The 20,964-nt window shown below is 45.9% G+C and carries 21 protein-coding genes; 8 read left to right on the top strand and 13 right to left on the bottom strand.

Annotation, left to right across the window (positions count from 1 at the left end):
- Nucleotides 1–10: 10 nt before the first annotated feature.
- The 7 genes from WA407_RS15425 to WA407_RS15395 form a co-directional block, all read right to left on the bottom strand.
- Nucleotides 11–1,645, bottom strand: a complete 1,635-nt coding sequence (locus tag WA407_RS15425) for a putative polysaccharide biosynthesis protein (RefSeq protein WP_336077704.1) — start codon at nucleotides 1,643–1,645, stop codon at nucleotides 11–13.
- A 138-nt stretch (nucleotides 1,646–1,783) separates the two neighbouring features.
- Complete coding sequence (locus tag WA407_RS15420) at nucleotides 1,784–2,263, bottom strand: DUF456 domain-containing protein (protein WP_061829850.1); 480 nt, start codon at nucleotides 2,261–2,263, stop codon at nucleotides 1,784–1,786.
- A gap of 51 nt (nucleotides 2,264–2,314) precedes the next feature.
- Complete coding sequence (locus WA407_RS15415) at nucleotides 2,315–3,064, bottom strand: Cof-type HAD-IIB family hydrolase (protein ID WP_061829851.1); 750 nt, start codon at nucleotides 3,062–3,064, stop codon at nucleotides 2,315–2,317.
- Nucleotides 3,065–3,146: 82 nt separating this feature from the next.
- Entirely contained in the window at nucleotides 3,147–5,225 is a 2,079-nt protein-coding gene (locus WA407_RS15410) for a peptidoglycan D,D-transpeptidase FtsI family protein (RefSeq protein ID WP_336077703.1), read from the bottom strand.
- Nucleotides 5,226–5,406: 181 nt separating this feature from the next.
- Nucleotides 5,407–7,488 (bottom strand): peptidoglycan D,D-transpeptidase FtsI family protein, encoded by a 2,082-nt coding sequence (locus WA407_RS15405; RefSeq protein WP_235308415.1) that lies wholly within the window; start codon nucleotides 7,486–7,488, stop codon nucleotides 5,407–5,409.
- A 20-nt stretch (nucleotides 7,489–7,508) separates the two neighbouring features.
- A complete protein-coding gene (locus WA407_RS15400) occupies nucleotides 7,509–8,660 on the bottom strand; it encodes a transglutaminase domain-containing protein (RefSeq protein ID WP_336077702.1) in 1,152 nt (383 codons plus the stop codon).
- Between the two features lie 16 nt (nucleotides 8,661–8,676).
- Nucleotides 8,677–9,159: a hypothetical protein gene (locus WA407_RS15395; protein WP_029518209.1), complete on the bottom strand. Its 483-nt coding sequence runs from the start codon at nucleotides 9,157–9,159 to the stop codon at nucleotides 8,677–8,679.
- A gap of 221 nt (nucleotides 9,160–9,380) precedes the next feature.
- On the opposite strand from WA407_RS15395, the gene WA407_RS15390 reads away from it, so the two are divergent.
- Nucleotides 9,381–10,553 carry an MFS transporter gene (locus WA407_RS15390; protein ID WP_235308412.1) on the top strand — a complete coding sequence of 391 codons (1,173 nt, stop codon included), beginning with the start codon at nucleotides 9,381–9,383 and terminating at the stop codon, nucleotides 10,551–10,553.
- A 420-nt stretch (nucleotides 10,554–10,973) separates the two neighbouring features.
- The gene (locus WA407_RS15380) at nucleotides 10,974–11,318 is read left to right on the top strand and encodes a toprim domain-containing protein (RefSeq protein ID WP_235308411.1); all 345 of its coding nucleotides are present in this window, start codon (nucleotides 10,974–10,976) and stop codon (nucleotides 11,316–11,318) included.
- An 86-nt stretch (nucleotides 11,319–11,404) separates the two neighbouring features.
- On the opposite strand, the gene cyoE is transcribed toward WA407_RS15380, so the two are convergent.
- Nucleotides 11,405–12,349, bottom strand: a complete 945-nt coding sequence (gene cyoE, locus WA407_RS15375) for a heme o synthase (RefSeq protein WP_013311855.1) — start codon at nucleotides 12,347–12,349, stop codon at nucleotides 11,405–11,407.
- Between the two features lie 203 nt (nucleotides 12,350–12,552).
- Between cyoE and WA407_RS15370 the strand changes: the two genes are divergently transcribed.
- Nucleotides 12,553–13,536 carry a metal-dependent hydrolase gene (locus WA407_RS15370; protein ID WP_061829858.1) on the top strand — a complete coding sequence of 328 codons (984 nt, stop codon included), beginning with the start codon at nucleotides 12,553–12,555 and terminating at the stop codon, nucleotides 13,534–13,536.
- Between the two features lie 252 nt (nucleotides 13,537–13,788).
- Here the strand turns inward: WA407_RS15370 and WA407_RS15365 are convergent, their stop codons facing one another.
- Nucleotides 13,789–14,010: an alpha/beta-type small acid-soluble spore protein gene (locus WA407_RS15365; protein ID WP_013311857.1), complete on the bottom strand. Its 222-nt coding sequence runs from the start codon at nucleotides 14,008–14,010 to the stop codon at nucleotides 13,789–13,791.
- Nucleotides 14,011–14,131: 121 nt separating this feature from the next.
- Here WA407_RS15365 and WA407_RS15360 point away from each other — a divergent pair, with 121 nt between their 5' ends.
- A complete protein-coding gene (locus WA407_RS15360; RefSeq protein ID WP_007431986.1) occupies nucleotides 14,132–14,299 on the top strand; it encodes a hypothetical protein in 168 nt (55 codons plus the stop codon).
- 43 nt (nucleotides 14,300–14,342) lie between these two features.
- On the opposite strand, the gene trpS is transcribed toward WA407_RS15360, so the two are convergent.
- Nucleotides 14,343–15,332, bottom strand: a complete 990-nt coding sequence (gene trpS / locus WA407_RS15355; RefSeq protein WP_061829859.1) for a tryptophan--tRNA ligase — start codon at nucleotides 15,330–15,332, stop codon at nucleotides 14,343–14,345.
- A 451-nt stretch (nucleotides 15,333–15,783) separates the two neighbouring features.
- Here trpS and WA407_RS15350 point away from each other — a divergent pair, with 451 nt between their 5' ends.
- Both WA407_RS15350 and WA407_RS15345 read left to right on the top strand, forming a co-directional pair.
- Nucleotides 15,784–16,749: an aldose 1-epimerase gene (locus WA407_RS15350; protein ID WP_235308410.1), complete on the top strand. Its 966-nt coding sequence runs from the start codon at nucleotides 15,784–15,786 to the stop codon at nucleotides 16,747–16,749.
- Nucleotides 16,750–16,839: 90 nt separating this feature from the next.
- Nucleotides 16,840–17,076 carry an alpha/beta-type small acid-soluble spore protein gene (locus tag WA407_RS15345; RefSeq protein ID WP_013311861.1) on the top strand — a complete coding sequence of 79 codons (237 nt, stop codon included), beginning with the start codon at nucleotides 16,840–16,842 and terminating at the stop codon, nucleotides 17,074–17,076.
- Between the two features lie 122 nt (nucleotides 17,077–17,198).
- Here WA407_RS15345 and WA407_RS15340 read toward each other — a convergent pair whose 3' ends face one another.
- Both WA407_RS15340 and WA407_RS15335 read right to left on the bottom strand, forming a co-directional pair.
- Nucleotides 17,199–17,600, bottom strand: a complete 402-nt coding sequence (locus tag WA407_RS15340; protein ID WP_013311862.1) for a hypothetical protein — start codon at nucleotides 17,598–17,600, stop codon at nucleotides 17,199–17,201.
- Between the two features lie 261 nt (nucleotides 17,601–17,861).
- The gene (locus WA407_RS15335) at nucleotides 17,862–19,649 is read right to left on the bottom strand and encodes a M3 family oligoendopeptidase (RefSeq protein ID WP_235308409.1); all 1,788 of its coding nucleotides are present in this window, start codon (nucleotides 19,647–19,649) and stop codon (nucleotides 17,862–17,864) included.
- 97 nt (nucleotides 19,650–19,746) lie between these two features.
- Between WA407_RS15335 and WA407_RS15330 the strand changes: the two genes are divergently transcribed.
- The gene (locus WA407_RS15330; RefSeq protein WP_013311864.1) at nucleotides 19,747–19,917 is read left to right on the top strand and encodes a YycC family protein; all 171 of its coding nucleotides are present in this window, start codon (nucleotides 19,747–19,749) and stop codon (nucleotides 19,915–19,917) included.
- A complete protein-coding gene (locus tag WA407_RS15325; protein WP_023990206.1) occupies nucleotides 19,914–20,150 on the top strand; it encodes a hypothetical protein in 237 nt (78 codons plus the stop codon). Before WA407_RS15330 ends, WA407_RS15325 begins: the two co-directional genes overlap by 4 nt.
- A gap of 93 nt (nucleotides 20,151–20,243) precedes the next feature.
- Here the strand turns inward: WA407_RS15325 and WA407_RS15320 are convergent, their stop codons facing one another.
- Entirely contained in the window at nucleotides 20,244–20,954 is a 711-nt protein-coding gene (locus WA407_RS15320; protein ID WP_172828271.1) for a DUF2225 domain-containing protein, read from the bottom strand.
- Between the last annotated feature and the right edge of the window lie 10 nt (nucleotides 20,955–20,964).

Here is a 20,964-nt window from a genome sequence, read left to right as displayed (position 1 = left end):
GAGGACTCTTTTAGCCTTGTTGTCCTGTGGATTCACGCTGTAGGCGCATTAACGGACGCAGTACCTTTTGCAACATACGTGGGTAGTTCCCCAGCTCGTCCCTGCGCAATACGCGCAGTACAACCAGCAACAGCAAGTAGCATACCAGTACAGCTGCCCCGGCAATGCAGCACGCGATCAAGAAGGCCACACGCGCAGGCATCAGATGCACCAGCAGAATACAGGCTTCATTTACACCGTATCCGATAGCTCCCGAGACGACGACTGCGGTTAAGAACCCTGCCCAGCGACGGCCCATGATGGAAAAGGAGACGATCCCTTTAAGCACACGCAAATTCAGCAACGTGATCACGAGGAAACATAATCCGGTTGCGGCAATGATCCCGTAAATCCCAAGCCAACCTGCCAGCAGCCAGCTCACTGCAAACTTGACGACGATACCGACCATGACATTAACCATTGAAATACGCGGCTTGCCCATACCGATCAGTATTGAATTAGAAGTCATCATCGTAATCTGAAATATCGTTCCGAGTGTCAGAACAGCGATGATACCACTGCCTCCAAGCGAGCTGAACAGTAAACCATTAATAGAATAGGCGGTTACACATAAAGCTAGCACAATTGGCATTCCAGTCAAAATAGAGATACGCAAGGCCAGCGTCATCTGATTTTGTAAATGCTGCTCATCTTTACGGGCAAATGCCGCTGAAATGATCGGAATGAGCGATTGGCTGAGCGCAATGGCCAAAATCGGCGGAATTCCCGCCACACTCTGTGCCCGAGAGCCTAGATAACCCAACTGAGTAGTCGCCTGATCCAATCCCACTTGACCAGATAGCAGTCTCACCACAATCGACGTATCAATAAAGTTGACCGCCGGAACTGTCAGAGACGACAATACAATGGGAATGGAAAGCTTGAAAATATCTTTGTAAATGCGCATCATCGGTAGCGCGGAGCTTTCCTCTTGGAATTGATCTTGGCGGTCCTGTCGATCCTGGCGGCGCAATTTCACCGTGTAGTACAACATGACCGCTAGAGCGCCAAGACTTCCCATGACACCTCCAAAGGAGGCCCCGGCCGCAACCTCGCGATCTCCATAACCCAGCTTCAAAATAATAAAAGCGAGTACAATAGCAGTCGCTACACGTGCAACCTGCTCCACAATTTGTGAAATACCGCCTGCGGTCATATTACCGCGCCCTTGGAAGTATCCACGCATCATGGCAATGGCAGGGAACAGCAGTAATGCTGGTGCCAAAGCCTGAATGGCCAAAGCGGATTGCGGAACCCCTGCTACATGCTCGGCAAAGTAAGGTGCTCCAAAATACAGTAGCGCTGTAATGATAATGCCTGCCGCTGCCGCGAATATCAAAGCCGCACGATACACACGTCGTGCTTCCGAAGGCCGATCCAGTGCATAACGTTCTGAAACCATTTTGCTCAATGTGCTTGGAATACCGGCCGTAGCCACCGTGAGCAGCATCAAATAAGCGTTGTTCGCAATGGTAAACGAGGCGTTCCCAACGGAACCAAGCAGATGCTCCAATGGAACACGCTGTACCAGACCAAGCACTCTGGCCACCAAGGCAGCAGCGGCTAAAATAAGCGTACCTTTAAGGAATGTTTCTTTATTGGACAAAATACGTTCCCTTCTTTCTTGCTGTTCACACGCATGCAAAAGCCCCGCACAAACAGTCATGGCCTGAGCCATCACCGGTGCGGAGCCGCATGTCGATTCTGTCTCTGCAAATCATAATAAACGAAAACGAATCTCGGGTCATAACACCCAAATCAAGAATACAATAATCATGGCAAGCTGCAAAATCACTTTCATCACGGTGCTGGTAAAAAGGCCTAATACAGAGCCAAAGCCCACTTTAATAGCTCGGTCCAGCGGGGCTTTGCCAATTAGCTCACCCAGTACAGCGCCGATAAATGGCCCCAAAATCAGACCAAATGCCGGAATAACGAAGGGACCAATAATAATTCCGACAGTGCTGAGGATCGCCGACAGACGCGAGCCGCCAAATCGCTTGACTCCCCAGGCATTCACAGCATAATCTGCAACAAAAAGGGCAACCACGATTAGTGTTTGTATAATCCAAAACAATGCATTGTATGGAGCAAACGAGAAAAACCAGCCGTAAACAAAAAATGCAAAATAGATGGCGAGCGCCCCCGGCAATACGGGATATACCGCCCCAGCCATGCCCACAATGAACAGCACAATGACAACAATCCAGCCTACAACGTCCATGGGCCTCCTCCTTCTCGTTCATTCATCCTGCTTGCTGCATCATTCGTTTCATTACACAAGCACATAATCACGGATCACTTCTACAATACCGTCGTCATTGTTCGAAGCCACGACCACATCAGCGGCTTCTTTAACCGTATCCTGAGCATTTCCCATTGCTACACCCAGTCCAACCGCTTGAATCACTGCCAGATCATTCAGACTGTCGCCAACGGCAACCACCTGCTCCAGAGTAATGCCAAGCAGATCGCACACTTCAGCGATTCCACTGGCTTTGGATATACCAGCCGGGTTAATTTCCAGATTTGTCATCGAAGAATTGGAAATTTCAAGTCCACCCATGTCCTGAAGCTTAAGCAAAATTTGGTGGCGAATTTCGTCATTTTCCGTATTATAACCGAATTTGAGCCACTCCTGTGTGTCCAATGTATCCGGCCAACGATCCCTGTTATATAATTCCTCTGTTGAGTACGCCCAGAACCAGGAGCCTGTTTCTACAGCAATCTGGTGCATCTTGCGAACGAGCTCCTTATCAAGTAAATAACGGCGCCACAACTCGTGGGGTGATTTCCACACCTCACTGCCGTTGACGGTTACCATTGGCGTCTCCAAACCGAGCTGCTGACCGTACGGCAGAGCATGCATGGCTGCACGTCCGGTGGACAAGCATACATGAATCCCTTCCTGAATCGCCTTGTTAATCCAGTTAATCGTTTCCAAGGAAATTTCATGATTATCATTCAGTAAAGTTCCGTCCATGTCGAGCGCAAGCAGTTTGTATTTATATTGGTTTTCTCCCATAGTCTCTCTTCCTCCTGTATGTCCCTTATGTCCAACGACATTTTACCATGAAAAAGAGAAGCCCACAAAAGTATTCAAGTCCTCACTTTGCTACCAGAGGCTTTTTAGGAGTACCATCTAGCCCATATACTTCGTCATACGCATCAAATATTTTACGTGCAACTGGCCCCGCGCACGTCGCACCAAAGCCCCCTTCAGGAATGATGACCGCTACCGCCAGCTTCGGATTTTGACGGGGAGCAAAAGCGATGAACACCCCATTATCTTTAACCGTACGCCCCACCACCTGCTGAGAAGTTCCCGTTTTGCGGGCATAATCATAAGGAAATCCGTTAAAGGCTTTAACATCCGTAGCCATACCCCGAATCACTGTATTCCAGTGCGTATCTGAAAAGGCGACCTCATTCAGCACCTGCGGCTTAAACTCACGTACGAGATTCCCCTGATCATCTACAATTTTGCTGACCAAATGAGGCTGCATACGCTTGCCCTTTGTTGCCAGCACAGTTGTATACTGGGCTAACTGCATGGCTGTATATTTTCCCTGCTGACCAAAGGATGCCTGCACCAATCGTGTCAGCGCACTTTCATGCTTGCTCGTATACTCAAGTCTCCCCGCCCATTCACCCGGCAGATCTACTTCTGTCGGTACGCCTAATCCAAATTCCTTCATATACTTGTCCCATACGTCAATTCCCTGATGCACCCCTGCATTACTTCCGTATTTGTCATACATTGGCTTGCCGATCATATCTACCATAAACGTATTCGACGAGACCTCAATTGCCCTGCTAGGTGTCAAAGAACCATACACATGTCCGCTAGAATTCCCAACCCGGCTGGAGCGATTTTTGCCGTAGTACGCACTTCCCGTATCCTGATAAGTCTGTCCGGGAGAAAACAGGTTTTCCTTCAACCCGATCAGCACGGTCAGCGGTTTAATGGTTGAACCCAGAAGCACCGAGGATTCTGGATGTGGACCCGCTTTTCCGCTAGGTACAGATTTAATTGTTCCATTTCCCATTTTGTGCTGAATTTCGTCATATACCGAAGGTGAGGTACTTCCACTTTTCCATACATTAGAGTCATAATCCGGCATACTAGCCATTGCCACGATATTTCCGGTCTCTACCTCCATCGCTACAGCGAAGCCAGTGGTTGCGTCTTGATGAAGCTTCCCCGATACGGCATGAGTATGAAGCCAGCGAAGCTGATCCATAATGGCCTGTTCGGTTTTCTGCTGAATTTCCTTGTTGATGGTGGAATATAAATGATGTCCTTTTTCAGGAGGAGTAATGGATTCAATGCCCTCCGGCATGCTGCGAGGATTGACCTCTACCGTTTTATATCCGTTTTTTCCTCTCAGCTCGTCCTGGTACTGAAGCTCCAAGCCATCATATCCGACCGTTTCACTTTCCGAATAAACCTGTGCCGGTTTTAAAACCTCCGAATTCGCTTCATAGAGCTCTTTATATTTGGGCCGGTTCGTTCGAGCTCCTTTGAACTTGTACATATATCCAATCGTTTGTACCGCCACCCGATCCGGGTCATAATGGCGTACACTTTCTTCTACAACCTCTACACCAGGGAACTCTGTCCGATGCTCCAGAAAATAAGCGATTTCCTCCCGACTCAGGTCGGATTTGACCAAACGTGGGGTAAATCCCCTATATTGATTATAGTCCGGGTCCAGTCTCTTTTTTATTTCCTCTGCATTAAGCTGCTCTCCTTCGGTACGACCCAGTTCGTTTAATTTGGCAGCAAGCTTGGCAGCAAATGCATTGAGCTCAGGGAGCAGCTTTTCCCCCGGCTTGCGATCTTTCTCCGTACGTTTGCTATAATCCTTAGATAAAGTTACATACAAGGACTGTACTGAAGTCGAATACGCCAGCTTAACCGTACCTGTGGAGTCATAAATCGTGCCGCGACTCGGGGCTAACGGGACATTTTTCGTATTTACAGATTGCTGCTGCCCTTTCAGCTCCTCCGATTGTACAAACTGCAATACAGCTAGTCTGGTAATGATCAGGGCAAACAGCACAAAAGCACTAAAAAACAGTAGGTTGGTTCGTAAAACCGTCTGTTTTTTTCGTGACCCTTCATTCTCTTCAACATTTTTCTTTTTAAATGAAAACTTTTTATCCAAACTACCTCTGTCCATATTAGCTGGTCATTACTCCTTCCGATTAGGGTTCCATATTCCTGATCCTACCATATCGAAAGCAATAAACGATGAATTCTAAGATGACAATTTTGTAAGAAAACGTAGAAAAAACATAAAAAAGCTTCCCTCAGCCCAAAGGCTAAGGGAAGCTTTAATGAAATGATATCGTATAAAATGATTATGGCTGTTTGATTGCGTTAGAATCGGTTGCTGTTTCAACCTTTTTCTTAGGTACCCCGTCCAAACCATATACTTCATCGTAGGCATCAAAGATTTTGCGTGCCACAGGCCCAGCACTCCAGGCCCCAAAGCCCCCTTCAGGAATAACAACCGCTACTGCAAGTTTGGGATTCTGACGTGGTGCAAAGGCGATAAATACTCCATTATCTTTCAATTCTCTGCCAACACTTTGCTGCGATGTCCCCGTTTTGCGAGCAAAGTCGTAAGGGAAACCTTTAAATGCGCTAACATCTGTTGCCATCCCGCGTATGACTTCATTCCAGTAAGCATCTGGGAATTTCACTTCATTCAGCACCTTCGGCTTAAACGTTTGAACTACATTACCGTTGGTATCTTTAATTTGGCTGACCAAATGTGGCTCCATCCGTTTGCCCTTTGTTGCAATCATCGTTGTGTACTGGGCAAGTTGCATAGGTGTATATTTACCTTGTTGACCAAAGGAAGCATATGCCAGTTTGGAGAGGGCTGACTCGTCTTTTTTCGTATATTCTAAAAGCCCCTTGAACTCACCGGGCAAGTCTACTCCAGTAGAAACACCTAATCCAAACTCCTTCATATAACGATCCCATACGTTAACGCCCTGGTCTTCTGTAGCATTATTTCTGTATTTATTATATAAGCGCTTGCCAACCATATCGACCATGAAAGCATTAGAGGAATGACGTATAGCGGTAGCCGGGTCCATTGAACCGTACACATGACCAGATGAGTTCCGCACCCGTGCAGAGTTGTTACGTCCGAAATAGGCTGCTCCTGTGTCTTGATAATACGTATTTGTTGTAAACAGTCCTTCTTCCAATCCAATAAGAACAGACAGCGGTTTAATAGTTGATCCGAGAAGCACGGTAGAATCTGGGTGCTGTCCAGATTGGCCTGAGCCAACATTCTTAATTGTAGCGTTTTGATACACATGTTTTATTTCTTCATATTTGTCTTTTGAAATCGTACCCGTTTGCCAATAATTCGCATCATAATCCGGCATACTAGCCATCGCCACCACATTTCCTGTATCCACTTCCATAGCCACAGCAAAGCCTGTTTTAGCATAAGGATGAGTCCTGCCAGATACAGCGTGTGTATGAAGCCATCTCAATTGATCCATAATAGCATTTTCAGTCTTCACCTGAATTTCTTTGTTAATCGTGGAATAGACATTATCCCCTTTTTGCGGAGGTGTAACAGAATCTACGCCTTCCGGCATATTCCGTGGATCAATTGGAACTGTTTTATATCCGTTTTTCCCTCGTAACTGTTCCTGATATTGGAATTCCAGCCCATCAAAGCCAACCGATTCGTTGTCCATATAGATGAGACCCGGATCATTTTCAGCTGACATAGACTTTTGAATATTTCTATATTTATCCAACGTTTCACGCGCACTTTTATAGCTTTTAATGTAGCCAACCGTTTGAACAGCCACCGTATCTGGATCGTAATGACGTACCGTTTCCTCTACGACATCTACGCCCGGGAACTCACTCTTATGCTGCATAAAATAGGCAACTTCATCTTTATTAAGATTCGTTTTAATCAGACGCGGCGTAAAACCGCTAAATCTCTGATAGTTTCGGTCCATAGCGTCCATAATTTGCTCTGCCGTCATTTTCGGCTCATCTTTATTACCATATTGAGCAAACCGATTTGCTAGCTTTTGTGTCATATTTTCCAGCTCAGGCAACAGCTTTTTATCTGGATTACGCTTTTCTTCCAGGCTGTCACTATAATTCTTGGAGAGCGTGATATACAGCGATTGTACAGGTGTAGAATACGCCAGTCTATTCTGCCCGGTGGAATCATAAATCGTTCCGCGAATCGGCGTAAGTGGTACATTTTTGGTAACATTACTGGCCTCCTGCTGCTTAAGCTGAGGTCCATCTACAAATTGAAGTATCGCCAATCTTACAATAATGACCGTAAATATAATGAACGAGCTGAAAAAGAACAGATTGATCCGAAAGCTAAATCTTTTCCGATCAGACGTCTCATTGTCTTTTCCCTGCTCGTTGTCTATCTTTCTCATGTGCCCTTTTCCACTCCTTATTAAATCACTTTATCCTTGATATGTGTTTGGGCAAAACCAGGCGGATTAAACCAGTCCCCACTTTGCGCCCAGGTCGGGTCTAGCGGTACCCACTGATCCTGTGCGCTCAAATATACTTCATTCCATGCATGGGAACCGTAGCCTCCCTGTCCGTTATAACCAAGCCCTGTCACCACCTTGACCTGTAGCCCCTGCGAACGAGCCATCATTGAGTAAAGGCGGGCATAATCAATGCACACTCCTTTACGTGTATCAAACGTATCTCTAGGAGTCTGTTCATGCCAGTCACCACGTTGCTCATAGGCTTCCACCTTACTGTAATCATAGCTAATACGGGTGCCTACCCATTCATACAACGCTCTAGCTTTTTGCTCGTCACCGCTAGCCCCTTCTGTAATCTTGGCCGCTGCCTGAACGATATCGCTTGGAATGTCCCGGTCGATTATTTCATATTTGCGCTGCATGATGCCATTCAGTTCCTTGGTAACAGCCTGCGTAAATACGGGCAGCTTATCCTTAATCAGAGTCCCGGACAACGGTTCAATGACCGATTGCGCACCTTGCTTATAAATCGGTGAAGCTTGGACGTAGCTGCTAAACCCGCTGTCTGGATACAGACTTACGCCGATGAATAGCAGGGCTATAACCATGATAGCGCGTGCTCCACCAATAAGAGTACCTATTCCAGCCCCTGCCACCCTGCTGAAAAAGCCTGATTTTTTTTCATGCTCATGGAAAGAAGAATCTGACTTGCCACCTACCATCAACACATAAATTGCACGTAGTACAAATTGGGCGATCGCATAACTGAGCATAAACAATACGGCGAACCGCAGCAGGGGAAACCCCTCTAACCCCGCCACCAACGTATAATAAAATTGCTCAATCCCACTTAGTTCTCGCTGAGGCAAATGTTCCATGTAAGCCGCCAGCCATTGTTGTACCTTCGGTGAAAGCCACATGGCTAATCCGAGCGAGCACAAAATACCCGCCACAGTCAGTATGCCATCCACAATAAGACTGAACAGCGCCCCTACAGATCTGGAAGCTCCTCGTCTCCAGCCCTGAATCAACGACAGCAGTACAATGACAATCAAAAACACCGTCACGCCATTCCAATGAAGAATAGGCTCCAGCCAGGATGGTTTCATTGTGTTCCTCCTGTCTCTACGGCGACTGTGGCGACTGTGTTACAGCCGAGCCTTTCGCACCTTCGATATATTTCTTGACGGTATCGCCCATACTCCACTCGCCCAGCGACATCCCCTGAAACCATACCTTGACCTTGTCACCATCAAATGGACCTTTAACTTCCAAGTTGGAGCTGGTTACCGAAAACGTACCATCCGCGTTGGATGTGTATTGGGCATCCCGTCCCTCTTTGATCATCATGTTCAAGGCCTCGCTCTGAACCTTGTTAATCGCATCATCCTTTGCCTGAGTAACGACCTTGCCGACCTGTTCAAAGGAAATGCCACTGTAGATAAGTAAGCCTGCAATTACGACGATGACAATCAGCCATTTTATGAGAGTTCTTACAACCTTCAATATGACTAACAATAGGACAAGCCCAATTAATATATACAGCCAATTATCTTGAACAATCTGCCAATTATGTTCCAAAAACTCTCTCCAGACGCCCTTATCCATTTCGCTACACTCCCGTTTTCAACTACATGATTCGAATTGCAAAATTGTCTCTGTAATTATACATGATTACGCAATGTCCTGTCAGCTTAGGTCTTATACATACCTTGTCTTTCAATTCTTGTCCATACAAAGTGGTCTATGTTCGTCCAATCCAGCGTACAACTTAGGAAGGGCCAATACGAAGTAACATGAAAGTTTACATTAGGGAAGGGGGTCATCCCATGAAAACAGCCCTCTGGCTGTATCTCTTTTTATTCATTGCTTTTTTCGATCTGCATGCACAATATCCTATTTTGACACCATTCGCTATCTCCTTGGGTGCGGCACCTACTTTTATTGGCTGGATGATGGGGATTTACTCCCTAACTCATCTGCCTGGTAATTTGATGGCCGGCCCCAAGGTCGACAAACACGGCAGCCGCCGATATATTATGTTCAGCCTAACAGCCGCAGGCATCATTCTTGTCATTCAATCATACATCCACACACCGTGGGAATTACTTTTTCTTCGGGCGATTAGCGGTTTTGTGTTAGCCTTTTTATCTCCGGCCTGTCTAGCCATGTTGGCACAGCTATCCGATCATCCAGTTACGCAGGGCAAATATATGTCGGGACATGGTGTCGTTCATACGTTGGCCTCTGTCCTGTCTCCAGCCGCCGGCGCTTTTATCGTAGCCAGTTTCGGCTTTAGTGAGACGTTTAGTTCCCTTGGCATCATTCTCGTAGTCACGGGGCTTATGGCTTATTTCACCTTGCCCAAAACAGCACCCGCTCCACAGGCCCAATTATCTGATGGTCATGCGACACCTACTCCGCTATCGGGAGCACAAAAGACTCGCTTACCATTCAATTGGCGTTACCTGCTCCTGCCTTTTGTTTTGGCGTGTGCACAAGGCATTTTATTTTACGAAATTCCATTACGGAATAACGGTTCTGCTTCCATGATGTCCACCGGATTGCTCTTTTCCATCATCAGTTTGGGAGCACTTTGTACGCTCAGCTTGCTGTTTCTGAACAAATATTCACCAATGGTGCGACTACTTTGTGGCATTATTTTGATGTCTCTAAGTTTTTACGCACTCGCCACCACGCCCGAAGCGGCGATTGGCATTATACTTTTTATTTTGGGAACTGCCAAAGGTATCATTTTCCCAGCGCTAGCCTCCCTTTTCATACGAATTGGAGGTGCGCGACTGGGCAAAACCTTTGCACTACAGTCTATTGCAACATCTATCGGCTCCTTTGCCGGGCCTGTACTGGCAGGTCAGCTACCCGATCACATTTCTCCTTTTTTCATCGCATTTCTAATTCTTATGGCTGGCCTGCTATTCGTTCCTATTAAGCGATTATCTCCGACGCCGCCACTGTCTGCCTCAGGACCTTATCATTCCTAGCTAGTCTGAGGGCAGTGGTATGCTAATATGCTACCTTTAAAGCCCAAAATGTCGTTTCAGAGGGCAAATGCACAGTACACTATCCCCCTATCCACATAGACTATTTTGACTGAACATTCACTAACAAAGGGAGGTGCAGCCTGTGAGCCACTGTCATCCTGTAAGCCCTTGCCCTGTTTTTGGAACTTCAACTGGCACCATTCTTGTTCTTTATATTTTGCTCGTCATCATTCTCCGTACTTGCTGGATTTAATGTCTGAATTGCCCTAACATGTTGTCCCTTTGTACCCATGCCTGCCACTTCTGGCAGGCTGTTTTGTTATTTTTTGCATGAGAACCCTATTTGGAGCTACACTATACACATATTCTTCATTTCCCGGGGAATTTCGAGCATATGTATCATACAAGGGGTGAGCTTAAATGGCGATAACCGTGATTGTTGAAGGGAAAAATGACCGCAGCAAACTTCGCCGATTACTTGACCCGGAGGTCCACATTTTATGCACCTTCGGTACACTCAACTCTATAAAACTGGAATCCCTCCACAAGCGGGCCAAGCACGACGAAATATTTTTATTTATGGACAATGACAGCTCAGGGAAGAAAATAAGGGGTGTGCTTGCAGACTCTTTTCCGGATGCCTGCCATATGTATACCCGCAAAGGATACGCTGGCGTAGAAGGCACTCCAGACGAATATGTGATCGCTCAATTGGAAAAAGCAGGGTTGGAAGAATATATTATATACCCGCCACCTGTTCTTTAGTCTTGAAAATAACAAAAAAGCTGTCCTAAGGCTGCTTGCCTGTTGGACAGCTATATGGTGCACTATAAAATGCCTCTAAAATAATATTAGAACTTATGAACCGTATCGACGATCATCAGCAAGAAGCTGAGTGTCAGATGGTTAATGGAAAAGAAAAATACTTTTTTTGCCCAGGAATCCGTTTCTTCTTCCTTAATCGTAAAACCTTTAAAGGCGTAGAATGCCCACAGCACGGACAATAACACGGACACGATCATAAAAATCATACCGGCATATCCATAAGCATACATAAGGATGGGTACCGGAATCAGCAATACAATATAAGGAATCATCTGGATCTTGGTCCGATGGATACCTTTTACGACTGGCAACAACGGAAATCCTGCTGCGCGATATTCCTCGACTCTGCGAATAGCAAGTGCCCAAAAGTGAGGCGGCTGCCATAAGAACAGGAGAGCGAATAAGAGCCAAGCGCCCATATCAATACGACCTGAAGCGGCCACATAACCAATCACAGGAGGCATTGCACCAGAAATACCGCCGATGGATGTGCTCCATGTAGACGAACGTTTTAACCAAAGTGTATAAATACCGACGTAGACGAACATACCAAGTAATCCCAGTAATCCTGCCTTTACACCAGAGAAGAAGAATAGAACAGCTAACCCGACAACACCCAAAATAATAGCGTATGACAACACCGTTGTAGGGGTCAGACGCCCTGTTGGCAGTGAGCGATTACGTGTACGTTCCATTTTCAAATCCAGCTCACGGTCAAAATAGTTGTTAAAAACACAAGAAGACGCCATAACCAGCATTGTACCTAAAAGTGTAAGAATTAGCTTTATATAATCAACGTCCCATTGCGATGCTAACCAAAAACCACCAAAGGCTGCAACCAGATTGGTACGAAGGATGCCTGGCTTGGTAACTGTAATAAAATCTTTCCAAGTGCCCGCTTTGCCGGGTGGTTTAGATTTTACAGAATAGGTAGCCGCATCCGAAGAAGTCTTATAACTTATATTATCCATTGTGAGTAACTCCCCCTTAGAGATGTATGAATTCGGGAGTAAGTTGAACTCCGATATAAATTTTATCATATACCTACCCCAAAAAGTTTGACAGAAAACGCACAAAACGTTCACAATTCCGATGGCAAATCGCCCCTGTTGATCGTTTACAGTAAATTTGGGTAGTAATAAGTACAGGAAACAATACAAAAGGAGCGACAGATATGGATACAGCCACACACTTTGTCATGGGAATCGGATTGGCCGGGCTGGCCTACACTGATCCTGTCGTCGCCGGAGATCCAAAGTTGGCCGCAGTCGTACTGCTCGCTACAGTCGTAGGGTCACAAGCTCCGGATTTTGACACTTTGCTTCGGTTGAAAAACAATGCAGCCTACATTCGCAATCACCGTGGACTGTCGCATTCAATTCCCTTCTGGTTGATATGGATCTTGTCCATAACAGGACTGATTTGCCTGATCTTCAGAGATGTGCCCCCAGGTCATGTAGCATTATGGGTAACGATTGCTGTCTGCCTGCATGTATTCACAGATTTATTTAATACGTACGGAACACAGGCATTCCGCCCGTTTACAAACAAGTGGATATCTTGGAATATCATCCATATTTTCGATCCCTTTATTTTTGGCACCCATGTTGCTGCGATTATGCTGTGGGTCACCGGATTGATTCCACCCGCTCCCTTATTTATTACGCTGTACGTTATTATTGGCCTATATTACATTTGGCGAACCTGGAGTCATTTTATAACCAGAAAAGCGGTACGTGATATGGACAATGAGCGTCAGGAGGGCGACATCTATTATATCATTCCCACCGTATCATGGAACCGGTGGCATGTGGTAAAAGCTCATCAGAATGGAAGTTATGACATTGGCGGATTAAATGGCAAACATTTATTTTGGACTAAACATGCGATTCCATCCACACATCCTGCCGTAGAAGCATCCAAATCCTATCGCGATGTGCAGGCATTTCGCTATTTTTCCTCCTTTGCCGTTGCCGAGGTGGAGGAACTGGAATGGGGCTACATTGTGCGATGGGGAGACGTCAGGTATCGACACCGGAGACAATATCCATTCGTGGCTGTGGTCGCGATGGATAAGCAGTTCGGACTGATCAACAGCTATATTGGATGGCTCAGTGACGAAAAGATGCAAAAACGCCTTTCCCTGCATACGAATTAAAACCTGCCTACAAGCTAACAACAAGCCGTATGAACAACAGACAGCAAGTCTCCCTTCATCTGGAGCTTGCTGTTTTTTTGGCCACTCGCGTAAAAAATCACTTCTCATGAAAGCGCCCTCTTGACGAAGCGGACTTGCGTGATTCAAAATGGTGATAAGCCATGCGTAAAAAAATCCGGAGCATGATCGCTCCGGATTTTCTTCATCACAGTTGCTCATAATACAGCTTCCAAGATGGAGTGTTTATGTGTATTACTGCAAACGGCTGCTGCCCGACAAGGATTGTTCTGCTTGTTGGACCAGCTTTTTCGTGATATATCCCCCAAGAGAACCTGTTTCGCGGGAAACGACATTACCGAAGTAACCGTCCTGAGGGATCGTGATGCCAAGTTCTTGAGCTGCCTCATATTTTAATTGTTGTAAAGCGGCGTTGGCCTGCGGTACTTGCAGGTTGTTTGAACGACGTCTGCTCATATTTGAATCTCCTTTCAGTTCTTTGTGAGTGAGGTTCATTGCAAGCTTGCAAGATTATTATGGCTCGCTTACAACTACTTATTCCTGAAATTCAACATTCGAACACTGGAGGTTTTTACCAATGAGCAAAGGTTTATCCCTATGGTTCGCCGTTTCATCCATTGTCCTGCTGACCGCGGCCGCAATATCCATTAGTTATTCCGCATGGCTTGCCATTCTACTGGGGCTATTATCTGTCGGCAATATCGGCTGGGGTTTCGTGGTCAAAGCTCGACAACGCCGCTCCTAATCCAATCCTTTAAAAGGCCTAATCCGTTTCGTCTCAATATGCTTTAGCGTACACGTGGCAGAAAGCCCATGCGCTCTTTGACCGCAGACAGCGTGACTTCAGCCGCTTCTTGTGCACGCTCTGCGGATTGGGCTAAAATACGTCCAATCTCACCGGATTCCCGGATGTCGCGATAGCGTTGCTGAATCGGTTCAAGCATAGCTACAACGGTCTCTGCCAGTTCTTTTTTAAATGTTCCGTACATTTGACCTTCATAGCGATCCTGCACTTCTTGGAGTGACAAACCGGAACACTGGCTGTAGATGCCCATCAGATTACTAATTTCCGGTTTATTGGCCGGATCATATCTAACCTCACTACCGGAATCGGTAGTAGCGCGGCTGATTTTCTTGCGTATGACTTTCGGTTCGTCTAGTAGCGCAATAAAGCTGCCTGCATTCGGATTGCTCTTGCTCATTTTTTTGGATACATCATCCAGGGACATAATTCTCGCCCCTACTTCAGGGATATACGGTTCAGGAACAGTAAAATAATCTCCATAACGGTGATTAAAGCGACCCGCCAAATCGCGTGTCAGCTCCAGATGCTGTTTCTGATCGTCACCTACCGGGACGAGATCCGCATTGTAGAGCAAAATGTCAGCTGCCATCAACGATGGATATACGAACAGCCCTGCTCCTACAGAGTCCTTGCCTGCTGCTTTGTCCTTAAACTGAGTCATACGTTCCAACTCGCCCATATTCGTCAGTGTTGTCATCAACCATCCCAACTCAGCGTGCTGAGGAACATGGGATTGTAAAAAGACATTGGATTTCTCCGGGTTAATACCTGCTGCGATAAATAATGCTGCTACCGCCTCCGACTGCTCACGTAATTGAGCCGGTTCCTGCGGTACGGTAATTGCATGAAGGTCTACGACCATAAAGTAACATTGATGATCCTCTTGCAATTTGACAAAGTTTTTCATGGCACCAATGTAATTGCCCAAAGTAAGTTGTCCGCTAGGCTGAATACCTGAAAGTACAGTTTTCATATTCTTCCTCCTCAGTATTTCAAAATTAGAACGCAAAGAGGCCCCGCATCCTCAAGGGACGCGAGACCGTGGTACCACCCTTATTCATTGCCGTCAGCCTATTACTTGTCGGAGCTATGCTCCGTGGCTGCCTGCAATCTTAAAGCTCCGTTAACGGGGAGCAATCGGCCGTCATACTGAGGACAGTAAATTCCTGTTCTGTGCGGCACTCCAAGGTCCATTCAGCAGTGCAGGCTCACCGGTTCCCATCCACCACCGGCTTTCTGAAGAGCTTATGCGAAAGCTTACTTGTCCTCATCATCGCGTTATCCATGTCATTACTTTCTAAACTACATTAATGATAATTCCGCATAATGTTATTGTCAAATGACGATTGTGCCCTACGACCAAAAATCTGTTATCATAATGACACGAAGCTTCAACCGATTATAGTGGACAAAGGAGCATGGATATGAAACAAGTGACCAAAGAACACTGGAACGGTTACGACACGTATGTTCTACATAGTGGTGAACTGGAAGTTACGATGATCCCTCGCCTCGGGAATAATATTATTTCAGTGCGTGATCTGAAGCTCAACCGGGATATCGTACGTCGGCCCGGTGAGGAAGAATTGGCTTTCTATTTACAAAAGCCTTATCATTTTGGCTTGCCCATTTTGATTCCTCCAGGCCGAATTCGCAAGGGACAATTTGAGTTTGACGGTGTTCCATATCAGTTCGACCGAAATACAGCCAATGACAATCATATACACGGTCTGCATCGTAATCAGTCCTGGCGCTGCAGTGATATTGAAGAGGATGAAGAAGGTTGCAGTGTTACTACCGAGCTTTTAACAGAAAGTGATCCGCACTGGATGGAACAATTCCCCATTCCTTTACGTCTGGAGATGACGTATCGCTTGCAGGGAGCTGTATTAAGTCAAACGCTGCGCGTAACGAATTTGGGTGAAAAAGCAGCCCCATTTGGCTTGGGATATCACACTTGGTTTATGGTGGACGGAGAACCTGAGCGCTGGCGCCTAAAGCTACCTGTGAACGGCGTATATGAGCAGGATGCTGAACAGCTACCTACAGGTATCATTTCTTCGTTAGATGACTTGGAACAGCTCTCTTCGGGACTTTCTCTGAAAGGAACAAATCTAGACACTCTGCTGCGGGCAACGGAAGGCCCTGCTGAAGCCCTTTTGACTCGTGACGACGGTTATCAAATCCGCTACACAGCAGATGAGCTATACTATAAGTATTGGGTTTTATATACCAAAGGTGAATGCGACCAGTATCTTTGCATTGAGCCTTATACCTGTCTGCCTGATGCGCCCAATTCACCTGATCCTGCCGGGGAAGCCGGACTGATCCGTTTGGAGCCTCAGCAATCCATCGATCTCAAAACTCAGATTCATATCATATATCCGTAATTTTCCTCTAGTCACTTTTCTTCCTTCGGCGCATATTTTCATAACTCTGTCGCATACTAACCTCATCACAGCCGAAGGAGGTGACTACACATGAATGAAGCTAATCAAGGCAGAAGCCGTCGCAGTAACAACCTAGTTGTTCCTCAAGCCAACAACGCATTGCAACAATTGAAATATGAAGCTGCACAAGAGCTGGGCATCACCATTCCGGCAGATGGTTACTACGGTGACATGCCATCCCGTGAAGCTGGTTCTCTGGGAGGCTATATCACTAAACGCTTGGTACAGCTGGCCGAACAGCAATTATCAGGTCGTTCAGGTCAATAAGCGTCATTATTCCACATGAGCATTCCGTTCATCGTAATTTACCAAAATGTGTTATAACGGGTATATAACAAAGGCGGTCTTCCCTTAGGAAGGCCGCCTTTTCTTTACTTTTTTTAATTGAATTATTCGGAATTAGCCGCTCGGTATGTAGGCTTGTTGTAGCGGATCATGAGATTCGCCATGTTGTAGTTGGACTCCAGTGTTGCATCTACCAAAATCGTTCCTTGTCTAATGGCAAAATCGAAAGCAATCTCACCATGAGTCCAGCTACGCTTATGATTTAGCGTTTCTAGAGCCATACGCCGAAAATCCTCCCGATGCTTTGCTGATAACCCCGGTTCTACTGCTGCAAATGTGCCCCCTTTACCTGCAAGCGGATTATGACGAATCCCAAATTTCCCAACTACATTGTTACGTATTTGTACAAATACGATACCTGACGACAAACCTGCGAGTTCATTATCCAGTTCTTTTAAAACGATATCCATCTGCCTTGCTAACGACAATTGACCTACTTCGTCCATTACAAAAACCCTCCTATATACCTTATCAAGAAATAATTAATAGGTCTTACGGCTCAATTATATGCGAAGATTTTTAACCTTACAATCAAAACCAACATAATTGGGTATTTATAACTATTTTCTAAGTATATCCATCATTTTAAATTTCGCCAACAGGTAATGTTAATTATACTTCGACATTTTGCGACTTTGTTCATCATCTTCTGCAAAAATCACAAAAAAGGCCTCCCTTATAGGAGACCTTTCAAAAGTGTAAATCCGTTATTTTGTCATTTGTAAAAATTGCTCAATATCCTGAACAGTAACTTGCGCAGCATTACGCCAGAAGTCAGCCTGTGTTAAATCGGTACCTAAGTGCTTGGAAGCCAATTCTTCGACTGTCATGCGCCCCGTATCACGCAGCAAGGCATCATATTGGTCGGCGAAGCCGTCAGGATTTTCCTTCGCAAAAGCGTAAATTCCTGCACTGAACATATACCCGAATGTGTACGGGAAGTTGTAGAAAGGAGTGTTCGTAATATAGAAATGTAGCTTGGATGCCCAAAAATGAGGATGAGCCTCATCCAGGATACCACTAAACGCTTCACGCTGCGCTTGTTCCATCAACTCGCTTAATTGTTGCGCTCCTACAACTCCTTTTTTCCGCAGCTCGTAAAAACGGGTTTCAAACAGGAAACGAGCATGAATGTTCATAAAGAAGGCTACACCACGCTGAATTTTATCCTCCAGCAAAGCGACCTTCTCCTGACCCTCCGCAGCTTCCAGCAAAGCATCTGATACAATTAGTTCTGCCAGCGTTGATGCCGTCTCAGCTACGTTCATGGCATAGTTTTGATTCAATGGGTGCAATTCATTCATCACATGCTGATGATAACCGTGTCCGAGCTCATGGGCCAGTGTCGAAACGTTGGATGGTGATCCGGCATAGGTCATAAAAATACGGGTCTCTTTGCTCAGACGCAGAGATGTACAGAAACCGCCCGGACGTTTGCCTGGACGATCCTCTGCTTCGATCCAGCTTTTCTCAAAAGCCATTTGGGCAAAGTCAGCCATTCTTGAGCTAAATTTACCAAATTGCTCAACAATCGTTACAGCAGCATCGTCGTAAGGGATTTTAGTAGTTGACGTCCCCAGCGGAGCTTCAACGTCATGCCAGGAAAGCTTCTCTAAGCCCAGCAGTTTTGCTTTCCGCTCCAAGTATTGGACTACAATAGGCTTTGTTTCATTAATAACCTGCCACATCGTATCTAGCGTTTGTGCAGACATACGGCTGATTTCCAACGGTTCCTTAAGCACATCTGTCCAGCCTCGTTTTTCATATAGCTTCAGACGAAAGCCTGCCAAATGATTCAATGTATCCGCGCAATAGTCCTCTACCTGAGTCCATGCCTCTTCCCAACGTGCAAACACGTCTTTACGTACGCTGCGATCTGCTTCATCCAGCTTATTAGCAGCCTGACCTACAGACAGGTTTACGATCTCGCCATTTTCCGGCACGGGGATCGTCATATTTTTGACAATGGTATCATAAAAGTCACCCCAGCCATGGTAGCCATCCACTGCGAGATCCAATGCAAGGCTTTCCAGCTCAGGAGCCATTTTTTCACGTGCTTCGTTCCGATATTCAGTCAGGACAAAAGAAATCGGCTGGATAGATTCGCGCTCCATCCATTTCTGCCAAATGTCTTCACTGGTTTGTGCCAGCAAGTTCTGGAAAGATACTAAAGCACTTTTCCCTTGGGCATACAGCGTGTTGACACGCGCCCCCAATTGAACAGCCAGCTTGTCGTGCTGGTTTTGAGCAGTTAGACAAGAGACAAAGGAACCCGCCTGCGACGCACCATTAAACAGCTCCTGTATGCTATTCAGTACACTATCCAGACGCTCGGTATCCAATACCGTCTGTGGTACTTTGGCTGCTTTAAGCTGGGATTGCAGCTGTTGAACCTTGCTCTCCATTTCTTCCAAAAATGCATGAAATGAGGCAGAGGAAGATCCTCCGCTAAAAATAGATTCCAGATCCCATGTTTGCTTTAACGGCGTTTTCATAATAGTTCCACCTTTCTTTTTTGGCGAATTCATGTGGTTTCATATACAATAAAGCTACATCGTGATAGTAAATCACTACAATTGGGAGGAAAACAGGATGAGACCCTTACAAATTTCGCCGGAAACGGCTGTGAAATTATCCGAAAAGCTCGGCATTCCGCTGGAACACCTTATGCATACACCCCAGCACATTTTGATGCAAAAGCTGGCCGAACTGGCTAAAGAAGAAACCGCTGACCCGAACGGCGGAGAATCGAACAAATCATGATCCCTTTTCATAAAACCTGGCCTTATGACATCGTCATGGGAGACGTTTATGTACAGTCTTGTCCATTTTGCGACCATGATAATGTTTTGCTGCCCCTGAAGCCAAAAGAACTTAAGCTCATACACGAAGGTATGAAAAAGTTGCTTGTGTTTCCATGCTGCCATAACAAGGTTACTTTGGTGGATTGTGATGACGATTATTTGCTGTCAGATACCACATTGCGTCATCATTAATTCATGAGGCAGTTGTTAAGATAAGATAACCCGTTTTACAAACAAGGTGTGAACCATGAGCCTAAATCGGCCATAGTGCACACCTTTATTTCTTCAAGAGGAGCTTGCGTCCTGCATTTCCTCCGGCAGTTGGAAATTTTTAGCCAACATTTGTTCTCGCAGTACAGACCACTGTTCACGGGAAGCCCGGATCATGGCTGCATCCATAATCTTTTTGTCATTAATGACACGCGAAAACCAGCGTACCGCTTCGTGAAAGTTGCCTGTACGTCGATGCAGTTCACCAATCAGATAAAGCAGTTTGGCATTATTCGCCCCGACACCCTCCAGCTCATAGACCCGAACATACGAATCCAGACTAAATTTGAGAAAGCGAAGCTCCTGCTCCTCATTTCCCTGGTATCTGTACATCCATGCGATATGCTGTAATAGACTGGCTACTACGCGTTCCTTTTCTCCGATGACCTGGGCACAGAGTAAACCCAGTTTATACGTTTCTAATGCCTCTTCCCAGCTACGATGCCCGCCATATTCGCGAGACTGCCAGCGGTTACCGATTTTATCCTTAAATATCTTGGTTTGCTGATCGCTTAACTGAACGGTAGAGTGCTCTGTCGAGGTAAATCCACAATGAGGACAGACCCTTACGACATAAAAATCCGGATTTTCATTCTTATAATAAGCACAAAAATCTGAATCCGTACGAATGGCCTTCTTTAGGCTTGGTCTGACACGGGATGTCTGAAATTCTTCTTCGCAATGTGGGCAAGCGATTTTGATCTGATATAACGGTTCAAGTTCCAATGTTTTTACA

It is taken from the genome of Paenibacillus sp. 203 (assembly GCF_037027525.1).
GTDB classification, from domain to species: Bacteria; Bacillota; Bacilli; order Paenibacillales; family Paenibacillaceae; genus Paenibacillus; species Paenibacillus polymyxa_B.
The sequence above is the reverse complement of the archived record's forward strand: the minus strand, read 5'-3'. Positions and strand labels throughout refer to the sequence as shown.

Coding starts and splice junctions, on each gene's coding strand:
- WA407_RS15420 (WP_061829850.1), bottom strand. CDS start 2,263: ATGGACGTTGTAGGCTGGATTGTTGTCATTGTGCTGTTCATTGTGGGC.
- WA407_RS15415 (WP_061829851.1), bottom strand. CDS start 3,064: ATGGGAGAAAACCAATATAAATACAAACTGCTTGCGCTCGACATGGAC.
- WA407_RS15410 (WP_336077703.1), bottom strand. CDS start 5,225: ATGGACAGAGGTAGTTTGGATAAAAAGTTTTCATTTAAAAAGAAAAAT.
- WA407_RS15405 (WP_235308415.1), bottom strand. CDS start 7,488: ATGAGAAAGATAGACAACGAGCAGGGAAAAGACAATGAGACGTCTGAT.
- WA407_RS15400 (WP_336077702.1), bottom strand. CDS start 8,660: ATGAAACCATCCTGGCTGGAGCCTATTCTTCATTGGAATGGCGTGACG.
- WA407_RS15395 (WP_029518209.1), bottom strand. CDS start 9,159: ATGGATAAGGGCGTCTGGAGAGAGTTTTTGGAACATAATTGGCAGATT.
- WA407_RS15390 (WP_235308412.1), top strand. CDS start 9,381: ATGAAAACAGCCCTCTGGCTGTATCTCTTTTTATTCATTGCTTTTTTC.
- WA407_RS15380 (WP_235308411.1), top strand. CDS start 10,974: ATGGCGATAACCGTGATTGTTGAAGGGAAAAATGACCGCAGCAAACTT.
- cyoE (WP_013311855.1), bottom strand. CDS start 12,349: ATGGATAATATAAGTTATAAGACTTCTTCGGATGCGGCTACCTATTCT.
- WA407_RS15370 (WP_061829858.1), top strand. CDS start 12,553: ATGGATACAGCCACACACTTTGTCATGGGAATCGGATTGGCCGGGCTG.
- WA407_RS15365 (WP_013311857.1), bottom strand. CDS start 14,010: ATGAGCAGACGTCGTTCAAACAACCTGCAAGTACCGCAGGCCAACGCC.
- WA407_RS15360 (WP_007431986.1), top strand. CDS start 14,132: ATGAGCAAAGGTTTATCCCTATGGTTCGCCGTTTCATCCATTGTCCTG.
- trpS (WP_061829859.1), bottom strand. CDS start 15,332: ATGAAAACTGTACTTTCAGGTATTCAGCCTAGCGGACAACTTACTTTG.
- WA407_RS15350 (WP_235308410.1), top strand. CDS start 15,784: ATGAAACAAGTGACCAAAGAACACTGGAACGGTTACGACACGTATGTT.
- WA407_RS15345 (WP_013311861.1), top strand. CDS start 16,840: ATGAATGAAGCTAATCAAGGCAGAAGCCGTCGCAGTAACAACCTAGTT.
- WA407_RS15340 (WP_013311862.1), bottom strand. CDS start 17,600: ATGGACGAAGTAGGTCAATTGTCGTTAGCAAGGCAGATGGATATCGTT.
- WA407_RS15335 (WP_235308409.1), bottom strand. CDS start 19,649: ATGAAAACGCCGTTAAAGCAAACATGGGATCTGGAATCTATTTTTAGC.
- WA407_RS15330 (WP_013311864.1), top strand. CDS start 19,747: ATGAGACCCTTACAAATTTCGCCGGAAACGGCTGTGAAATTATCCGAA.
- WA407_RS15325 (WP_023990206.1), top strand. CDS start 19,914: ATGATCCCTTTTCATAAAACCTGGCCTTATGACATCGTCATGGGAGAC.